Source organism: Nocardia sp. NPDC047648 (assembly GCF_040642815.1).
GTDB lineage: Bacteria > Actinomycetota > Actinomycetes > Mycobacteriales > Mycobacteriaceae > Nocardia > Nocardia gamkensis.
The window spans coordinates 36,768-58,512 of sequence record NZ_JBEYSX010000004.1 but is presented as its reverse complement, the minus strand read 5'-3'; the positions used below and the strand labels follow the sequence as shown (position 1 = coordinate 58,512).

Here is a 21,745-nt window from a genome sequence, read left to right as displayed (position 1 = left end):
GCGAGTCCATTACGGACCGAGAAGGACGGGAAACGCGACCTGAGCCGCGCCCCTGACACTATCTACGCCCCCGACCTCCGTAAATGACGTATCAAGACAAACAATTTCGCGCAGCGGCCAATCTGGGCGTCGACGAGTGGCACATGGTGGAGAGGAGCGCTCACAGCCCTCACGTGGATCGACTCGTTTCGAGTCGATCCACCGGAGGCGCTGGTGTAGGGCACAAGTTGCCCCGTGCCCTACACCAGCAGTAGCCGTGGCGTCCTACTCCGCGATCACGATCGTGATCTCGTCACCGGCCGCGTCGGTCGATTCGTCCGGGCCCGCGAACCAGTGGGTGACCTCGCCCTCGGTGAGGTCGGTGTCGAGGTCGCCGGTCGGGACGACGGACAGGGCGCCCGCGGTGGCGGAGGTCAGGAACTCCAGGATCGCGGGGCGGCCGGAGAGCGCGGTGGTGTACGTGGTCGACTCGAAGTCGATCTCGTGTTCCTCGCGCAACCGTTCGGCTTCGTCGAGCGCGTCGGACTGGGTGATCGCGACCGCCCCGTCCGCCGTGGCGACGACGAAGGCCGGGTGTTCCTCGCCGAGCGGGCGGACCCGGTCGGCGTAGGAGACCGGATGCGCGGCCGCCTCGGCGATGTCCTGGCGCACCTGGGCGTCGGCGAGCGCCACCCAGCGGATGTCGCTGTCGGCCACCGATTCCGCGGTGAGCCCGAATCCGGCGCCCGCCGCGGTCAGCTGCTCGGCGGTGAGATCGCCCGCGAACAGGCATGCCGCACCGGCCTTCTGGACCGCCCAGGCCGCGACCACCGCGTCCACCGAACGCGGCAGCGTCACCGCGACGACATCGCCAGGCCCGGCACCGCGATCGATGAGCACCCGGGCCAGCTGGGAGGAACGCCGATCCAGCACGTGGTAGGCGACCTCGTCGTCGCCGGCCAGCAGCGCGGGAGCTTCGGGGTCCTCTTCCACGACCTCGGCGAGCACCTTGGCCACCGTGCGCGCCCCGACCCGGCCGACCGGCTCCGGCGTGGACGCCGTCGCGGTGATGCCGGATTCGGCCAGCAGCCGCGCCCGTTCGCCTTCGTCCAGGATGTCGATGTCGCCGACCAGCGCGTCCGGATCACCTAGCAGCGCCTCCAGCACCCGCACCAGCCGCTCGGCGAGGGTCTCGACCTCTTCGGCGGTGAACCGGCTGCCCAGGTACTTCAGCGTCAGCTCGATGGTGGACTCCGCGATCACCAGCAGCGTCATCGGGTAGTGCGTGGCGTCGTTGACGCCGACGCCGGTCACCGACATGCCGTCGATCGAGCTGGCGGCCGAGATCGCCTCCTTGTCCATCGGATACGACTCGAACACCAGCAGCGTGTCGAACAGCGACCCGGTGCCCGCCACCCGCTGGATGTCGGTGAGCCCCACGTAGTGGTGCTCGAGCAGACCGGCCTGGTCGCCCTGTAGCCGGGCCAGCAGCTCGCCGATGCTCTGGCGGTCATCGATGCGCAGCCGCACCGGCAGCGTGTTGATGAACAGACCCACCATCGACTCGACACCGGGCAACTCGGCCGGGCGGCCGGACACCGTCGCGCCGAACACCACGTCGCCGCGTCCGGTGAGACGTCCGAGCAGAATGCCCCAGGCGGCCTGCACCAGCGTGTTCACCGTGACACCGAGTTCGGCGGCGTGCTTGGTGATCCGGCGGGTGCGGTCGGCGTCGAGTTCGGTGACCACCTTGCCGATCTCGTAGTTCTCCGCGGCGCGCGGCTGCGGAGCGAGCTGGGTGGGTTCGTTGACGCCCTCCAGCGCCGCCGACCAGGCGCGCAGCGAGGCGTCCCGGTCACGCCCGGCCAGCCAGCCGAGGAAGTTGCGGTAGGAGGCCACCCGAGGCAAGGCGGTTTGGTCGCCACGCACCGCGTACAGCACCAGCAGGTCCCGCATCAGCAGCGGCATCGACCAGCCGTCCAGCAGGATGTGGTGGGTGGTGATGGCCAGGTGCCATTGCGCGGAGTCGCTGCGCAGCAGCGTGAACCGGATCAGCGGCGGGACGGCCATGTCGAAGTGCGTCGCCTGCTCGGCCGCGACCTGCCTGCGCAGCTCCGCGGTCCGCTCGTCGGCGGGCAGATCGGTGAGATCCACTTCGCGCCACGGCGCCTCGACCCGATCCAGCACCACCTGCACGGCCTGTCCGTCGTTGTCGGTGACGAACGCGGTGCGCAGGTTCGGGTACCGGTCGACGATGCCCTGAGCCGCCGCCCGCAGCCGTGCCACGTCCAGCGCGCCGCCCAGGTCCACCACGGCCTGCATGGTGTACACGTCCACGGTGGACTGGGTCATCATCGCGTGGAACAGCAGACCCGACTGAAGCGGCGAGAGCGGCCACACCTCGGTCATCGCCGGGTAGGTCCGTTCCCACTGCTCGATGTCGGGCTGACCCACCCGCACCAGCGGCATGTCCGACGGCGTGTAGCCACCCGCGTCCGGCCGGCGCGCGTGCGTGGCAAGCGCGGTGAGCGCCTCGACCCACAGCTGCGCGAACTCCTGCACCTGTTCCCTGGTCAGCAGGCCGGTCGGGAAGGCGAACGACGCGCCCAGGCTGGGCCCCTCGTCGGAGTCGGTGACGATCGCGTTGATATCGATCGTCGCGTTGGCCGGCATGTCGAGGTCCATGTCGACATCCAGCTGACCCAGGTCGGCCACCGGCACCCAGCCGATCTCGGCGAGCTGCTCGGGGATCTCCCCGGCCGACATCCGGCCCAGGTAGTTGAAGCTGATCTGCCCGGAGGATCCCAGACCCGCCGCGGTCTCCGGATTCAGCTGCCGCAGCAGGCCGTAGCCCAGGCCCTTGTCGGGCACCGCGAGCAACTGCTCCTTGATCGACTTCACGATCTCGCCGAGCGCGGCGCCACCGGCGAACGCGTCGGTGAGGTCGGCGCCGGACAGATCGAGCCGGACCGGGTAGGCCGAGGTGAACCAGCCGACGGTGCGGGACAGGTCCGCACCCGGCACCACGTCCTCTTCACGGCCGTGGCCTTCGAGCTTGATCAGCGCCGCGCTGTGCCCGACGGCGGCGTCCGCGGGGCCCGTCGCGCCCGCCGCGCCGTCGCCGCGCCAGCGGACGACGGCCATGGCCAGCGCCGAGAGCAGCCCGTCGTTCACACCGCCCCGGTACAGGCCCGGGATCGCGGTGAGCACCGCGTCGGTGACCTCGGCGGGCACGGTGACCTCGACCCGCTCGACGGTGGCGAACGTGTCCACCGCCGGGTCGAACGGACGCTCGCCCAGCAGCGGGTCCGGGGTGGCCGAGACCTGCTGCCAGAACGGCAGTTCCGCGATCCGCTCCGGCGAGCTCGCCGCCTCGACCAGGCTGTGCGCCCAGCGCCGCATCGAGGTGCCGTTGGCGGGCAGCGTCACCGGCTGACCGGCGACCAGCTGCGACCAGGCGACCGCCAGATCCGGGATCAGGATGCGCCAGGACACGCCGTCGACCACGAAGTGGTGCGCGACGATGAGCAGCACATCGCGCCGCTCGCGGTGCCCGCTATCGGCGTCCGCGGGTCCCTCCGTGGTTACGCTCGCTGCCTCCTGCGGGCCCGTCGCTCCCGCCGAGAAAGCGAACCAGACGAACTGCGCCATTGCGGCATTCGCCGGATCGAGCCCGCCCATCGCCCCGTCGAGCGCCTCGGTGGCGACCCGGGCCAGCTCGGCCTCGTCGGCGTCGGCCGCCAGGTCCACGCGGCGCACCAGGGCGTCGACATCCACCGCGCCGTGCGGCAGCGCCTCGAACGTCCAGTCCGTGCCGGTCCGGCGCAGCCGCGACCGGAGCACGTCGTGGTGGTCGAACACCGCCGCGATGGTGGCGACCAGAGTCTCCCGGTCGATGCCATCGGGCAGTCGCAGCGCCATCGTCTGCGAGAACCGCTGGTAGGACGAGCCGCTCGCGAGGATCTGCCGCATGATCGGGGTCAGCGGGATCTCGCCGACACCGCCGCCGGGCAGCTCCTCGAGCTTCACCTGCTCGGCGCCCGCGCCGAGCGCGGCGATCTCGGCCAGCGAGGCCACGCTGCGCCGCTCGAACACGTCACGCGGAGTGAACTGCACACCGCGCGCCTTGGCCCGGGAGACCAGCTGGATGGACAGGATGCTGTCGCCGCCGAGAGCGAAGAACGAGTCGTCCAAACCGATCTGCTCGACGCCGAGCACCTCGGCGAACACCTCGGCGATGACGGCCTCGACCTCGCTGGCCGGCGCGCGGAATTCGCGCGGGGCCAGCTCCGGCTCGGGCAGCGCCTTGCGGTCCAGCTTGCCGACCGGGGTCAGCGGGATCTCGTCGATCACCACGATCGCCGTCGGCACCATGTGCGGCGGCAGGATGCGCGAGGCGTACTCGCTCAACCGGGCCGTATCGATCTCGCGACCGGGCGCGGCCAGCACGTAGGACACCAGAATCGTCGCGCCCGCCTCGGTCTTGCGGCCGATCGTGATCGCGTACTCGACGTCTTCGTGGCTCGCCAGCACGGTGTCGATCTCGCCGAGCTCGATGCGGAAGCCACGGATCTTCACCTGGAAGTCCGAGCGGCCCACGTAGTCCAGCTCCCAGCGCACCGACGGCAGCGCGGCGTTGCCCGCCCGCTCACCGGGTTCGGCGAACCAGCGCACCACGTCACCGGTGCGGTACATCCGCGCGCCCTCGTCGCTCCACGGGTTGGCGACGAACCGTTCCGCGGTGAGGTCGGGGCGGTTGTGGTAGCCGCGCGCCAGCGCGCCACCGGCCAGGTACAGCTCGCCCGCGACGCCCGGCGGCACCGGGTTGAGCCGGTTGTCCAGCACCAGCGCGGACATGCCGCGCACCGGACGGCCGATGGTGATGTGCCTGCCCGGGGTGAGCTGGGCGTAGGACGAGATAATCGTCGTCTCGGTCGGGCCGTAGGCGTTGAAGTACTTGCGGCCCGGCCACCACTTGGCCAGCAGTTCCGGCGTGGTGACGTCACCGCCGACCGACGCCACCTCGAGCGCCTCCATGCCTTCCGGATCGACCGTGCCGAGCACCGCCGGGGTGATGATCGTGTGGCTCACCCGCTCGGTGCGCAACAGCTCCGCCAGATCGGGGCCGCCGATGACGGTCGAGGGCACGACCACCAGCGTCGCGCCGGTGTAGGCGGCACACAGCCATTCGAGCACCGACGGGTCGAAGCTCGGCGAGCAGATGTGCAGGAACCGGTGGTGCGATTCCAGCTGGTACAGATCCGCCGCGACGCCGACCAGTCCGCCCATGCCCGCGTGGGTCACGGTGACGCCCTTGGGCATACCGGTCGAACCGGAGGTGTAGATGACGTACGCCGGGTGGCGCATGGCCAGCGAGGAGATCCGGTCGGCGTCGGTGACTTGCTCGGCGGACTGGTCCTCGATCAGCTCACCGAGAGCCGGGTCGTCGATCCGCAGCCACTCCACGTCGCGCGGCAACCGGTCGACGTACTCGCTCGCGGTGATGCCGATGACGGCGCCGGAGTCGTTGACCATGTGCCGCATGCGGTCTTCGGGGTAGGTCGGGTCCACCGGCACGTGCGCGCCGCCGGCCTTCGCCACCGCCCAGAACGCGGCGACCATCTCGTAGGAACGCGGGAACGACAGCGCCACGATGCGCTCCGGTCCCACACCGCGCGAGATGAGCACCCGCGCCAGGCGCGAGGAGTACTCGTCCAGTTCGCGGTAGGTGATCGAGCGGCCCTGGTAGCGCACCGCGATCTGCTCCGGGTCCAGCCGCGCGCCGTACTGCAGCAGGTCCGGCAGCAGGCCGGTGGCCATGACGTCCTCGCCCTGCACGTGCGTGAGCAGGTGGAACTCGGCCGTGTCCAGCAGCGGCAGATCACCGATCGGGGTCTCGCGATCGGTGGTGATCGCGGTGAGCAGCCTGGTGAAGCGCTCGGCGAACACCCGCACCGTCTCGTCGTCGAACAGGTCGCGCGCGAAGGAGAACTCCGCGTACATGCCCGCGTCGTCGGGGTTCTCCCCTGCCTCGCGGATGGTCAGCGACAGGTCGAACTTGGCGGTGTCGACGTCGAAATCGACCGCGCCCACGTGCAGTCCGGGCAGCTCGAAGCTGCTCTCGGGCAGGTTCTCGAACGACAGCGCCACCTGGAACAGCGGGTGCCGGGCGGTGGAACGCTCGGGGTTGAGCAGTTCCACCAGCCGCTCGAAGGGCAGGTCCGCGTGCGCGAACGCCTGGAGATCGGCGTCCTTGGTGCGGGTCAGGAACTGGTCGAAGGTGAGATCGCCGTCCACGTGCGAGCGCAGCACCAGGGTGTTGACGAACATGCCGATCACGTCGTCGAGCTCGGCTTCGCCACGGCCCGCGATGGGCGTGCCGACGGCGATGTCGTCGGTGCCGGACATCCGCGCGAGAAACAGCGCGAGCGCGGCGTGCACGACCATGAACAGCGTCGCGTTCTGCTCCCTGGCGATCTCGGTGAGCATGCGGTGCAGCTCGCCGGAGATCGGGAACACCACGCGCCCACCGGCGAACGACTGCGTCGTCGGACGCGGCCGGTCGGCGGGCAGGTTGAGCTCGTCGGGCAGCCCGGCCAGCGCGGTGCGCCAGTATTCGGCCTGCTGCGAGATCAGGCTGTCGGGGTCGGTCTCGGAGCCGAGCACGTCGCGCTGCCACAGGCTGAAGTCGGCGTACTGCACCGGCAGCGGCGCCCAGCCCGGTTCCACCCCGGCCGAGCGGGCCGCGTAGGCCAGCATCACGTCACGGGTCAGCGGGCCCATCGACCAGCCGTCCGCGCTGATGTGGTGCGCGACGAACACGAGCACGTAGGACGTGTCGGATTCCGCGTCCGTCACGCGGAACAGCTTGGCCCGCAACGGAACCTCGGTGGTCACGTCGAATCCGGCGGAGATCACCTCGATGATCCGGTGCCGGATGTCCCCGGGCGAGACCGCTTCCGGCGTCAGATTCGGCACGGCCCGCTCGGCGGGCACGATCACCTGATGCGCGGTGCCGTCCTGTTCGGGGTAGACGGTGCGCAGCGTCTCGTGCCTGCTCACCACATCCCCGACCGCCAGTTGCAGCGCTTCGACGTCCAGTTCGCCGGTGAGCCGCACGGCCACCGGGATGTTGTTCACCGCCGAGGCGGTGTCGAACTGGTTGAGGAACCACATGCGCTGCTGCGCCAGCGACAGCGGAATGCGGTCAGGACGCGGCCCGGCCACCAGCTCGCGACGGCCACCGGCGCCCGCGTGCTGCTCGGCCTTGGCGGCGAGTCCGGCCACGGTGGAGGCCTCGAACAGCACCCGCACCGGGACACGAGCGTCCAACGCCGCGCCGATACGCGCCGCGACCTGCGTCGCCAGCAACGAGTTACCACCGAGTGCGAAGAAATCGTCATCGGCGCCGACACGCTCGACACCGAGCACCTCGGCATACACCGATGCCACGATCTCCTCGATCGGAGTCGACGGCGCGCGGAAGGCCTGGACCTCGAACTCCGGTTCGGGCAACGCCTTGCGATCCAGCTTGCCGTTGACGTTCAACGGCAGAGCATCCAGCACCACGAACGCCGACGGCACCATGTACGACGGCAACCCGGCGGTGAGCTCGGACTTCACCCGCGCCACATCGACACCGGCTTCGGCGTCACTGCCCACCAGGTAGGCCACCAACCGGTCACCGGTCTTCGGATCCGACTTCGCGATCACCGCCGTCTGCGCGATCTCCGGCAGCGCGAGCAACGCCGCCTCGATCTCACCCAACTCGATACGGAAACCACGAATCTTCACCTGGAAGTCCGTACGACCCCGGTACTCGAGTTCGCCGCGACCGTTCCAAGCAACCAGGTCACCCGTGCGATACATCCGGGCACCCGACTCGAACGGATTCGCCACGAACCGGTCCGCCGTGAGATCGGCGCGACCGAAGTAACCACGCGCCAACTGCGCACCCGCGAGGTACAACTCACCGGAGACGCCGTCGGGCACGGGCCGCAAGCGGCCGTCGAGGACGTAGACCCGGCTGTTCCATTCGGGCGCACCGATCGACACCGACGTCTCATCGGCGAGGGTGACCCGGTGGCTGGTGATCGACACCGCCGCCTCGGTCGGACCGTAGAGGTTGAACAGTTCCGTGCGCGGGTTCTCCCGCAGGAACCGCTGCGCCACCGAACCCGGCAGAGCCTCACCGATCGCCAGCACCCGCCACAGCGAGTTCGGCATACCCGCGGTCAGCAGCGCGTCCAGCATCGACGGCACCACATGCAACGTGGTGACCCACTCGCGTGCCATCAACTCGTTCAGATACGCCGGATCCCGATGACCATCCGGCGAGGCGATGACCAAACGGCCACCACACACCGCCGCCGACCAGAACTCCCACACCGACAAGTCGAACGTCGCCGCCGTCTTCAACAAAATCGCATCAGCCGCATCGAGACCGAACTCGACACTCTTCCACTGCAACTGATTCGCGATCGCACCGTGCGCAACAGCCACACCCTTCGGCCGACCCGTCGAACCAGACGTGAAAATCACATACGCCGTGTTCTCCGGACGCAACGGCCCAACCCGATCAGCATCCGTGACCGGCTTCGCATCCACACCCGACAAATCCAGCTCATCGATACGCACCACCGGCGCGACATCGGTCTCGAACTCCGCATCAGCGTTGCTCAACACACACACCGGTGCCGCCGTCTCCAGGATGTAGCTCGTGCGCTCGGCAGCCTGATCCGGATCCACCGGCACATACGCACCACCGGACTTCGCCACCGCATACATCGCCACGATCAGATCCACCGACCGACGCAACGCCAGAGCCACCCGTGACTCCGGACCCACACCCAACGAGATCAAATGCCGCGCAACGCGATTCACCCGGGCGTCGAGCGCGCCGTAGGTGATCGACTCGCCGTCCTCGGTGACGAGCGCGACTTCCTTCGGCCCGGCCGCCACCGTGGCGTCCAGCAGGGACACCAGCGTGGCCGAGGTGTCCACCGCCTGCTCGGTCGCGTTGCGCGCGGTCAGCAGCTGGGTCCGCTCGCCGGCGTCGAGCAGTTCGAGGTCGCCGACCGGAGTGCGCGGGGCGGCGACGATCTCGCCGAGCAGGCGCGCGAACCGGTTCACGAAGCCCTGCACCGTCGCGCGATCGAACATGTCGGTCGCGTAGGTGAAGAACCCGGTGATGCCCTCGGGAGCGCCCGCGTCGTCGTAACGATCGGTCGCGATGAGGTGCAGGTCGAACTGGGACAGCTCGGTGTCGATGTCCAGACCGGACACGCTCAGGCCGGGCAGTTCCAGCGCGGACTGCGCCAGGTTCTGGAACGACAGACCCACCTGGAACAGCGGATGCCGGGCGGTCGAACGCACCGGGTTGAGCACCTCGACCAGGCGCTCGAACGGCACGTCTGCGTTGGCGAACGCCTGGATGTCGGTCTCGCGCTGACGGGCCAGCAGGTCGGTGAACGCCTCGCCCGCCTCGACCCGGGTGCGGAACACCAGGGTGTTGACGAACATGCCGATCAGGTCGTCGAGCGCGGCTTCGCCACGGCCCGCCATCGGCGTGCCGATCGCGATGTCGTCGGTGCCCGACAGCCGGGCCAGCAGCACGGCCAGCGCGGTGTGCACGACCATGAACAGCGTCGCGCCCTCCGTACGGGCCAGCTCGATGAGCGCCTGGTGGGTCTGCGCGTCCACCCGCAGCTCGACCTTGCCGCCCGCGAAGGACTGCACCGCCGGACGCGGCCGGTCCGAGGGCAGGTCCAGCTGATCGGGCAGCTCGGCCAGCGCCTGGCGCCAGTAGGCGACCTGCTTGGCGGCCAGCGATTCCGGATCGTTCTCGTCACCGAGCAGTTCACGCTGCCAGATGCTGTAGTCCGCGTACTGGACCTCCAGCGGCGCCCAGTTCGGCGCCTCGCCCGCCGCGCGCGCGGCGTAGGCGATCATCAGGTCCCTGGTCAGCGGGCCGACCGAGGAGCCGTCACCGGAGATGTGGTGCACGACCATGGCCAGCACGTAGTCCACCGACCCGTCCGGCCCGGCCGGCGTGCCCTCTCCGGCGATCTGGAACAGCGCGACCTTCATCGGCACCTCGGTGGTGACGTCGAAGATCGTCGAGGTCAGCGCCACCACGGCGGACTCGATCTGCGACGGCGCGACCACCCGCACCTCGAGGCGCGGCACGGCCTGGGCGGGCGGCAGGATGACCTGCACCGGGCCCGCCTCGGTCTGCGGGTAGACCGTCCGCAGGATCTCGTGGCGGCTCACCAGGTCCGCGATGGCGGCACGCAGCGCGGCCACGTCCAGCGCGCCCGACAGCCGCACCGCGATCGGCACGTTGTAAGCCGCCGAAGCGGTGTCGAACCGGTTGAGGAACCACATCCGCTGCTGCGCCAGCGACAGCGGAATGTGCTCCGGCCGCGGGCCCGCGGTCAGTGCGCGGCGACCGCCCATGTCGGCGTGCTGCTCCACCCGCACCGCCAGCGCGGCCACGGTGGACGCCTCGAACAGCAGGCGCACCGGCACCCGGGTATCGAGCGCCTCGCCCAGCCGGGCGGCGACCTGCGTGGCCAGCAGCGAGTTGCCGCCCCAGGCGAAGAAGTCGTCGTCCAGGCCGAGCCGCTTGGACTCACCGTCGCGATCGGAGATCCGCAGCACTTCGGCGAAGGTGTTCGCCACGATCTGCTCGATCGGCGTGACCGGCGCGCGGAACACCGCCTTCTCGAAGGTGGGCCGCGGCAGCGCCTTGCGGTCCAGTTTGCCGTTGGCGTTGAGCGGCAACGCCTCCAGCTCGATCAGCATCGACGGCACCATGTACGACGGCAGCTCGGCCGACAGCGCGGATTGCAGCGCGCGCTTGTCGAGCGCGCCCGTCCGGGGCACCACATAGGCGACCAGCCGGTCGCCGATGCTCGGATCGTTGTGCGCGACGACGGCCGCCGCGCTCACCGCGTCCTGCCGCAGCAGCGCGGCCTCGATCTCGCCGAGTTCGATGCGGAAACCGCGAATCTTCACCTGGAAGTCGGTGCGGCCCCGGTAGTCCAGCTCGCCGGTGGCGTTCCAGGCCACCAGGTCGCCGGTGCGGTACATCCGGTCGCCCGACGCGCCGAACGGGTCGGCGACGAACCGGTCGGCGGTCAGATCGGGACGGCCGAAGTAGCCGCGCGCCAGCTGCGCACCGGCCAGATACAGCTCACCCGAGACGCCCACCGGCACCGGCCGCAGGCGGGAGTCGAGCACGTAGACCCGGCTGTTCCACTCCGGCGCGCCGATCGACACCGACGCCTCGTCGGCATCGGTGACCAGGTGGCTGGTGATCGACACCGCCGCCTCGGTCGGACCGTAGAGGTTGTGCAGTTCGGCGGCGTTGTGCCTGCGCAACCGCTGGGCGGTGGCGGCGGGCAGCGCCTCACCGATGGCCAGCACCCGGCGCAGCGAGTCCGACAGGCGGCCACCGGATTCGGTGAGCAACGCGTCCAGCATGGACGGCACCACATGCAGGGTGGTGACGCCGGTGGCGCGCATCAGTTCGTTCAGATACGCCGGATCGCGGTGCCCGTCGGCGGCCGAGATCACCAAGCGGCCACCGGAAACCGCGGCCGACCAGAACTCCCAGACCGACAGGTCGAAGGTCGCCGCCGTCTTCAGCAGCACCGCGTCCTCGGCGCCCAACTCGAAGACAGATGTCTCCCATTGCAACTGGTTGGCGATCGCCGCGTGCGGTACCGCGACGCCCTTCGGCTGACCGGTGGAACCGGACGTGAAGATCACGTACGCGGTGTTCGCCGGAGTCAGCGCACCCGTGCGCTCGGCCGCGGTCACCGGCGCCGTCGGGTACTCGGCGAGGTCGAGCCCGTCGATCTGCACGACATCGGCCGCCGCGGTGTGGAACCCGTCGCGGCCGGTGGTCAGCACGCACACCGGCGCGGCGGTGCCGAGGATGTAATCGGTCCGCTCCGCAGGCTGGTCCGGGTCGATCGGCACGTACGCGGCACCGGCCTTCGCGACCGCGTACATCGCGACCACCAGATCGCTGGAGCGGCGGATGGCCAGCGCGACGCGGTCCTCCGGGCCGACGCCGCGGCCGATCAGGTACCGGGCCAGGCGGTTGACCCGCGCGTCCAGCCCGGCGTAGGTCAGCTCCCTGCGGCCGGTCGGCTCGTCGGCGACCAGCGCCACGGCCGCCGGGGTCGCGGCAACCGTGGCATCCAGCAGCGACACCAGCGTCGCGGTCGTATCGACCTCGTGCTCGGTGGCGTTCCACGCGGTGAGGATGCGTTCGCTCTCCTCGGACGCGAGCAGATCGATCTCGCCCACCCGCACGGTGGCGTCGGTCAGCACGGCGTCGAGCACCCGCAGGAACCGGTCGGCGAAGCCCTGCACCGTGTTCTCGTCGAACAGGTCGGTGGCGTAACCGAATTCGGTGATGATCTCGGCGGGCGTGCCGTCCTCGGCGTACCGGTCGTACAGCGTGACGTGCAGGTCGGTCTTGGCCAGCTGCGAGTCGAAGTTGACCGCGCTCACGGTGAGCCCGGGCAGCTCGAAGGTGGTCTCGGCCAGGTTCTGGAACGACAGGCCCACCTGGAACAGCGGGTTGCGCGCGGTGGAGCGCACCGGGTTGAGCACCTCGACCAGACGCTCGAACGGCACGTCGGCGTTGGCGAACGCCTCCAGGTCGCGTTCCTTCACATCGCCGAGCAGATCGGCGAAGCGCTCGGCCGGCCGCACCCGGGTGCGGAACACCAGGGTGTTGACGAACATGCCGATCAGGTCGTCGAGTTCGCGTTCGCCACGACCGGCGATCGGGGTGCCCACGGCGATGTCGTCGGTGCCCGACAGACGCGACAACAGCACCGCCAGCGCCGCGTGCACCACCATGAACAGCGACGCGTTGTGCGCGCGCGCCAGCTCGTGCAGGCGGGCGTGCCGCTGCGGGTCGATCTCGAAGCGGATCGCCTTGCCCTGGAACGACTGCGCGGGCGGGCGCGGCCGGTCGGCGGGCAGCTCCAGCTGATCGGGCAGGTCGGCCAGCGCCGTGGTCCAGTACGCCACCTGACGGGCGGCCAGCGATTCCGGATCGTCCTCGGATCCGAGCACCGCGCGCTGCCACAGCGCGTAGTCGGCGTACTGCACCGGAAGCGGCTGCCACTGCGGCGCCTCGCCCTGCACGCGGGCCACGTAGGCGGCCATCACGTCACGGGCCAGCGGGCCCATCGACGAACCGTCGGCCGCGACGTGGTGCACGGTGAACGCCAGCACGTGCTCGGCTGTATCCGATCCCGCCCTACTCCCACCCGCGCCAATCCGGAACAGCGCCACCGCCAACGGCACCTCGACGGTGACATCGAAGGTGGTCAGCGCGAATCCGATGACGGCGCCGAGCAGATCCTCCTCGGCCACGTCGATCGGGGTGAGCGCCGCCGCCGACCGGTCCGCCGGACGGATCACCTGGTGCGGCCCGTCGGCCGAGCGCGGGTAGGTGGTGCGCAGCACCTCGTGGCGGGCGAACACGTCGCCGATGGCCTGCTCCAGCGCGGCCACGTCGAGCGTGCCGGACAACCGGACGGCCAGCGGGATGTTGTCCACCGCCGAGGTGGCCGTGTCGAACTGGTTGAGGAACCAGTACCGCTGCTGAGCGGGCGACAGCGGGATGCGCGCCGGGCGCTCCCCCGCCTCCAGGCGCGGCCGGTCCCGACCGGACCCGGCGTTGTGCTCCACCCGGGTGGCCAGCGCCTGCACGGTGGACGCCTCGAACAGATCGCGCACCGCGAGCTTGGTGTCCAGCGCGGCGCCCAGCCGCGCGGTCACCTGGGTGGCCAGCAGCGAGTTGCCGCCGAGTTCGAAGAAGTCGTCGTCCAGGCCGACCCGCGCGACGCCGAGCACGTCGCCGAAGGTGCCCGCCACGATCTCCTCGATCGGGGTGGACGGGGCCCGGAACACCTTGGCCTCGAACACCGGCGCGGGCAGCGCCTTGCGATCCAGCTTGCCGGAGGCGTTCAACGGGAACTCCTCCAGCACGACGAACGCCGAGGGAACCATGTAGGCGGGCAGCTCGCCGCCGAGTTCCGCGCGCACGCCCTCGATGTCAACCGAACGACCGGCGGTCGCGATGACGTACGCGACCAGCTGGTCGCCGAGCCGATCGTCCGAGCGCACCACGACCACGGCCTGGGCGATCGAGTCCAGGGCGGTGAGCGCCGACTCGATCTCGCCGAGCTCGATGCGCAGGCCGCGCAGCTTCACCTGGAAGTCGGTGCGGCCCAGGTACTCCAGCTCGCCCTTGTCCGTCCAGGACACCAGGTCGCCGGTGCGGTACATCCGCGCGCCGGGCTCCCCGAACGGGTCGGCCACGAACCGGTCGGAAGTCAGATCAGGACGCGCGACATAGCCGCGGGCCAGTTGAACGCCCGCGAGGTACAGCTCACCCGCGACACCCACCGGCACCGGGTGCAGCCGTGAATCCAGCACGTACACCTGGGTGTTGAACACCGGTGCGCCGATCGGCACCGACACGGTGTCGTCCTCGGTCACCTCGTGGAAGGTGACGTCGACCGCGGCCTCGGTCGGGCCGTACAGGTTGTGCAGTCGCGCGCCGGTGAGTTCCTGCATCCGCTGCGCGGTGGCGGCGGGCAGCGCCTCACCGGAGGCGAAGACATTGCGCAGGCTGGTGCATTCGTCGGCGCGTTCCTCGGCCACGAACACCGACAGCATGGACGGCACGAAGTGCGCCGTGGTGACCTGCTCGCCGGTGATGACCTGCACGAGGTAGGCCGGGTCGCGATGACCGTCGGGCTTGGCCACGACGAGGCGGGCGCCGACCTGCAAGGGCCAGAAGAACTCCCACACCGACACGTCGAAGGTGGCGGGGGTCTTCTGCAACACCACGTCGGTGTCGTCCAGGCCGTACTCGTCCTGCATCCACACCAGGCGGTTGACGATCGCGGCGTGCGAGACCGCCACACCCTTCGGGCGGCCGGTCGAACCGGAGGTGAAGATCACGTACGCCGTGTTCGACGGACGCAACGGCGCGCGGCGTTCGGCGTCGGTGACCGGCTCGTCGGAGTAGTCGGCCAACGACACCACGTCGATCTCGATCGCCTGGGTCGCGCCCGCGTCGAATCCGTCGCGCGAGGTGGTGAGCACACACACCGGCTGCGCGGTGTCGAGCACGTAGCGGGTGCGGTCGGCCGGATGGTCCGGGTCCAGCGGCACGTACGCGCCACCGGCGACGCTCACCGCGTACATGCCGACCACGAGGTCGATCGAACGGCGCATGCCGAGCGCGACCATCGAATCCGGGCCGACGCCCAGCTCGATCAAGTGGCGGGCAAGGCGGTTCACCCTGGCGGCGAACTCGGCGTAGGACAGAGTCGTCCCCTCGAACGTCACCGCGGGCGCGTCCGGGGTCCGCGCCAGCTGCGCGGCGAACATCGACACCAGCGTGGCCGCCGGGTGCACCGGATGCGCCGTGTCGTTCCACCGCTCCAGCACCTCGGTGCGCTCGACGCTGTCGAGCAATTCGACGTCGCCGATGGTCACCGACGCGTCCGCGGCGATCGCGGTCAGCATCCGCACCAGCCGCGACGCGACACCGGCGATGGTGTCGGCGTCGAACATGTCTGTCGCGTAAGCGAATTCGGCGGTCATGCCGTCGGCGGCGCCCGCGGCGTCGAACCGGTCGGCCAGGTTGAGGTGCAGGTCGAACTTCGCGGTCACCACGTCCAGCGGAACACCGGCCACTTCCAGGCCGGGCAGCTCGAAGGTGGCCTCCCCGGTGTTCTGGAACGACAGCATCACCTGGAACAGCGGGTGGCGCGCCTGCGAACGCGCCGGGTTCAGGATCTCCACCAGCCGCTCGAACGGCAGGTCCGCGTGCGCGAACGCCGCGAGGTCGGTGTCCTTGGTGCGCGCCAGCAGTTCGGTGAACGGTTTCGCGGGATCGACCGCGCTGCGCAGCACCAGAGTGTTGACGAACATGCCGATCGCGTCGTCGAGCACCGCCTCACCGCGGCCCGCGACCGCGGTGCCGATGGCGATGTCGTCGCTACCGGACAACCGGGCCAGCAGGGCGGCGAACGCCGCGTGCACGACCATGAACAGGCTGGCGCCGTTCGCGCGGGCCAGCGCGTTCAGCTTGCGCAACAGCTGCGCGTCGAGCGAGAACTCGTACACCCCACCGCGGTTGGACGCCACCGCGGGACGCGAGCGGTCCGACGGCAGGTCCAGCTGATCCGGCAGTCCGGCCAGGCGCTCGGACCAGAACGCGACCTGCTGGGCGATCAGCGACGCGGGATCGCCTTCGGCGCCCAGCGTCTCGCGCTGCCACAGCGCGTAGTCGGCGTACTGCACCGGCAGCGGAGCCCAGGCGGGCGCCTCGCCGCGCGAACGCGCGGAGTAGGCCACCATCACGTCGCGCGCCAGCGGACGCACCGACCAGCCGTCACCGGAGATGTGGTGCACCACGAACACCAGCACGTGGGTGTCGGGCTGTGAGCCGTCCATCGAGCCCGCGATGCGGAACAGCGCGGCACGCACCGGGACCTCGGCGGTGACGTCGAAGCCGGTCAGCACCAGTTCGCTGATCCGGTCGGAGATCTCGGCCTCGGACACCTCGATCGGGGCGAGATCGACGGCGTTGTGCCCGGCGGGCAGCACCACCTGCACGCCCTGGCCGTCGGCGGTCTCCGGGTAGACGGTGCGCAGCACCTCGTGCCGGTCGACCACGTCGGTGACGGCCTGGCGCAGCGCCTCGGTGTCCAGCGTTCCGGTGAGCCGGACCGCGAGCGGGATGTTGTTCACCGCGGTCTGGTTGTCGAAACGGTTCAGGAACCACATGCGCTGCTGAGCCAGCGACAGCGGGATCTTGGACGGACGCGGGCCCGCGACGAGCTCGCGACGGCGGCCGGTGCCCTGGTGGGTCTCCACCCGGGCCGCCAGCGCGGCCACGGTCGGCGCCTCGAACAGGGTGCGGACCGGGATCCGGGTGTCCAGCGCGGCGCCGAGCCTGGCCACCACCTGGGTCGCGATCAGCGAGTTGCCGCCCAGGTCGAAGAAGTCGTCGTCCAGGCCGACCGTGCGTTCGGCACCGGCCTGCGTCAGGCCGAGCACCTCGGCGAAGACATCGGCGACGATCTCCTCCACCGGAGTCGACGGTGCGCGGAATTCCCGTGCCTCGAAGACCGGCTCGGGCAGCGCGCGCCGATCCAGCTTGCCGTTCGGGTTCAGCGGCATCGCGTCGAGCACGACGATCGCGGCGGGCACCATGTACGACGGCAGGTGCGCGGACAGGTGCGCCCGCAACGCCTCGACATCCACCGTGGCGCCGTTCGCGGGCACCACGTAACCCACCAGCTGATCGCCGGTGCTGTGTCCCATCCCACCCTGCACCCGCCCGGGTCCGGAGCGCACCAGCGCGACCGACTGCGCGACCGATTCGTGGGCGGTCAGCGCGGTCTCGATCTCGCCGAGCTCGATGCGCAGACCGCGCAGCTTCACCTGGAAGTCGGTGCGGCCCAGGTACTCGATGGCGCCGGTGGCGTCCCGGGTCACCAAGTCGCCCGTACGGTACATCCGCGCGCCGGGCTCCCCGTACGGGTTGGCCACGAACCGGTCGGCGGTCAGATCCGCGCGACCGAAGTAGCCGCGCGCCAGCTGATCACCCGCGAGGTACAGCTCGCCCGCGACGTTCGGCGGCACCGGGTGCAGGCGCGCGTCCAGCACGTACGCCTGCGCGTTCCACACCGGAAGGCCGATCGGCACAGCGCCGTCCACCTCGTCGGCGACGGGTGCGTGGGTGGCGTGCACCGTGAACTCGGTGGGGCCGTACAGGTTGTACAGCGCCGCGTCGCTCACCCGCCGGATGGCGACGACCGCGTCGGCCGTGAACGCCTCACCGGCGACGAACAGCGTCCGCAGCGAGGCGAGCGCGCCGGCGTCGGCCGGGTCGATCCCGGCCGCGAAGACGCTCAGCATGGACGGCACGAACGAGGTCATGGTGACCCGCTCGGCCGCGATCACCTCGGCGAGGTACTGCGGGTCGCGGTGCCCGTCCGGGCTCGCCACCACGATGCGCCCGCCGGTGCTCAGCGGGCCGAACAGCTCCCACACCGACACGTCGAAGGTGGCGGGGGTCTTGAACAGCACCACGTCGCCAGAGCCGATGCGGTATTCGCCGGTGATCCAGCGGATCTGGTTGACGACCGCCGAATGCGGCACGGCGACGCCCTTCGGACGTCCGGTCGAACCCGAGGTGAAGATCACGTACGCCGGATGCTGCGGACGCAGCGGCGCGAGGCGCTCGGCGTCGGTGACCGGGTCGTCCGCGTAACCGGACAACTCCAGCTCATCGATGCGCAGCGTCGCGCGGCCCGCGCCGTCGAACGCGTCGCGCACGGTGGTCAGCACGCAGACCGGGTCGGCCGAATCGAGCACGTAGTGCACGCGGTCGGCGGGCTGGTCCAGGTCCAGCGGCACATAGCCGCCGCCCGCGGCGTGCACCGCGTAGGCGGCCACGACCAGGTCCACCGAGCGGCGCATGCCCAGGGCGACCAGCGTCTCCGGGCCGACGCCCGCCTCGATGAGGCGGCGCGCCAACTGCCGCACCCGGGCGGCGAATTCGGCGTAGGTCAGAACCGTTCCGGTGGCCGGGTCGACCACGGCGACCGCGTCCGGCGTGGCCGCGGCCTGCGCGGCGAACTCCTCGACCAGCGTGGTCGCCGGGCCGAGGTCGCGGGCGGTGTCGTTCCAGCCGCGCAGCGCCTGCGCGGTCTCCCGCTCGTCCAGCAGCGCGATGTCGCCGATCGGCCGGTCCGGTTCGGCGGCGACGGCCTTCAGCAACCGGCCGAAGCGGCGGCCGAACTCGGCCATGGTGGCCGGGTCGAACAGGTCGGTGGCGTAGATCAGCTCGGCGGCGATGCCCGCGCCGGTGCCGCTCGCGGTTTCGGCATCGCGTTCCGACAGCACCAATTGCAGGTCGAACTTGGCGACGTCGATCGGCAGGTCGACACCGCTCACCGTCAGACCGGGCAGTTCCAGGCTGTTCTGGCCGGTGTTCTGGAACGACAGCATCACCTGGAACAGCGGGTGGCGCGCCTGCGAACGCGCCGGGTTCAGGATCTCCACCAGCCGCTCGAACGGCAGGTCGGCGTGCCCGAACGCGGCGATGTCGGTGGCGCGCACCGAACGCAGCAGCTCGGTGAATGTCGCGCCGGACTCGATCGGGGTCCGCAGCACCAGGGTGTTGACGAACATGCCGATCAAATCGTCGAGCGCGCGTTCGCCACGACCGGCGACCGGCGTGCCGATCGCGATGTCGTCGGTGCCCGACAGCCGCGACAGCAGCACGGCCAGCGCGGTGTGCGCGACCATGAACAGCGTCGCGCCCCTGGTACGGGCCAGTTCGGTGAGCTGGGCGTGGGTCTGGGCGTCGATCTCGAAGACGTGCGTGGCGCCGCGGCCGGAGGCGATCGCGGGGCGCGGCCGGTCGGCGGGCAGATCCAGCTGCTCGGGCAGGCCGCGCAGGGTGTCCGACCAGAACGAGATCTGCTCGGAGATCACCGAACTCGGGTCGTCCTCGGCGCCGAGCACCTGGCGCTGCCACAGCGCGAAGTCGGCGTACTGCACCTCCAGCGGACGCCAGGCGGGCTCGCCGCCGTCGACGCGGGCGCCGTAGGCGGTCATCACGTCGCGGGTCAGCGGGCCCATGGAGAAACCGTCGGCCGAGATGTGGTGCACCACCAGGGCGAGCACGTGCTCGGTGGGGCTGATCTCGAACAGCCGGGCGCGGAACGGCACCTCGGCGGTGACGTCGAAGGCCGTGCCGATCAGCCGCGCGAGCTGCTCGGGCAGTTCGGCTTCGGTGACGTCGACCGGCGTGAGGTCGGGGATGACCTTCGCGGTGGCCACGGTCTGCTGACGCGCCGCGCCGTCCACCTCGGGGTAGAACGTGCGCAGCGACTCGTGGCGGGCCAGCACGTCGGCGACGGCGATCTGCAACGCCTGGCGGTCGAGCAGGCCGGACAGCCGTACCGCGGCCGGGATGTTGTCCACCGCCGAGTCGGGGTCGAAGCGGTTGAGGAACCACATGCGCTGCTGGGCCAGCGACAGCGGGACCAGCTCCGGTCGCTGCTGCGGCGCCAGCGGCGCACGGCCGCCGACGCCCGCCTTGGTCTCCGCGCGCGCCGCCAGCGCGACCACGGTGGACGCCTCGAACAGTTCGCGCACACCGAGGTCGGTGTCCAGCGCGGCCGACAGCCTCGCGGCGACCTGGGTGGCCGACAGCGAGTTGCCGCCGAGGGCGAAGAAGTCGTCGTCCAGGCCGACCCGCTCCAGGCCGAGCACGTCGGCGAAGGTCGCGGCGACGATCTCCTCGACCGGCGTGGTGGGGGCGCGGAACACCGCGGCCTCGAACACCGGCGCGGGCAAGGCCTTGCGGTCCAGCTTGCCGGAGGCGTTGAGCGGGAACTCCTCCAGCACGATCACGACCGAGGGCACCATGTACGCGGGCAACTGCCGCGCCAAGTCCTCGCGGACCAGGTCGGTGTCCAGCGCGGCGTCCGGCGCGGGGATGACGTAGGCGACGAGCTGGTCGCCCGCGTGCGCGTCCGAGCGCACGACGACGACCGCCTGTGCGACTTCTTCCAGGCCGGTCAGCGCCTGCTCGATCTCACCCAACTCGATACGCAGACCACGCAACTTCACCTGGAAGTCGGTGCGGCCCAGGTACTCGAGCTCACCGTGCTCGGTCCACGCCACCAAGTCACCGGTGCGGTACATCCGCGCGCCGGGCTCCCCAAACGGGTTGGCGACGAACCGGTCGCTGGTCAGATCCGGGCGCGCGACGTAGCCACGCGCGAGCTGGGCACCCGCGAGATACAGTTCACCCGCGACACCGACGGGAACCGGCCGCAAGCGCGCATCCAGCACGAACACCTGCGTGTTGAACACCGGCGCACCGATCGGCACGGTCTCGGTGTCGGCGTCCACCACTTCGTGGAAAGTGACGTCGACCGCCGCTTCGGTGGGGCCGTACAAGTTGTGCAGGGACGCGCCGGTCAACTCCCGCAGGCGATGCGCGGGCTTCGGCGGCAACGCCTCACCCGAAGCGAACACCAACCGCAGCGAACCACATTGCGCGGCAGCGACATCCGCCACGAACACCGCCAGCATCGACGGCACGAAGTGGGTGACGGTCACCTTCTCGGCGCTGATGATCTCCGCCAGATAGGCCGGGTCGCGGTGGCCGTCCGGCTTGGCGACGACCAGGCGAGCACCGATCTGCAAGGGCCAGAAGAATTCCCACACCGACACGTCGAACGTGGCCGGGGTCTTCTGCAACACCACATCATCGGCGGTCAGCTGGTAGGCGGCCTGCATCCACACCAGGCGGTTGACGATCGCGGAGTGCGAGACCGCGACACCCTTCGGACGACCCGTCGAACCCGACGTGAAGATCACATACGCGGTATTCGAAGGACGCAGCGGCGCACGACGATCCGCGTCGGTGACCGGAGCCTCCGACAGCCCCTTCAGGTCCAGCAGGTCGATGCGCACCTGCGCGGTGTCGATGTCCAGATCACTGCCGGAGGTCAGCACGCACACCGGATCGGCCGTGCCGAGGATGTATTCGGTGCGCTCGGCCGGGTGATCCGGATCCAGCGGCACATACGAGCCACCGGCCACGGCGACGGCGTACATGCCGACCACCAGATCGATCGAGCGCCGCATGCCAAGCGCCACATACGATTCCGCGCCCACACCGCGC

The 21,745-nt window shown here is 70.4% G+C and carries 1 protein-coding gene (running past one end of the window); it reads right to left on the bottom strand.

Features of this window, described 5'->3' with window-relative positions; genetic code table 11:
- Positions 1–264 precede the first annotated feature (264 nt).
- Positions 265–21,745 carry the end of a non-ribosomal peptide synthase/polyketide synthase gene (locus ABZ803_RS11280; protein ID WP_357035511.1) on the bottom strand. It continues 22,280 nt past the right edge of the window, so the window shows 21,481 of its 43,761 coding nt (coding positions 22,281–43,761); the start codon falls outside the window, past its right edge; the stop codon is at positions 265–267.